Annotated in this window: 1 pseudogene; it reads right to left on the bottom strand. The window is 72.4% G+C overall.

The annotated features are described in order from the left end of the window. Positions 1-210 (bottom strand): annotated as a pseudogene (locus tag IE94_RS0135000) (ISAs1 family transposase); the annotation flags it as partial.

Below are 210 nucleotides of genomic sequence, written 5' to 3'. Positions count from 1 at the left end.
CCTCTGATCCAGTCCGCGATCTGGGCGCCGGTGACCGCGCCGGGCGGCAGGCTGGTGATCGGGTGGACGCGCTCGATGGTGAGCTTGCCGCTGGTGAAGCCCTTCCTCCACCGCACGACTTGCAGGGCCTGGCGGGCGTCGGGGTAGTCGAGGTGGGCGAAGGCGGCGGCCTTCAGCCGCCGGATCTCCAGGCGGTGATGGGCCCGGGTG

This window comes from Streptomyces violaceorubidus (assembly GCF_000717995.1).
Lineage (GTDB): Bacteria > Actinomycetota > Actinomycetes > Streptomycetales > Streptomycetaceae > Streptomyces > Streptomyces violaceorubidus.
The sequence above is the reverse complement of the archived record's forward strand: the minus strand, read 5'-3'. Positions and strand labels throughout refer to the sequence as shown.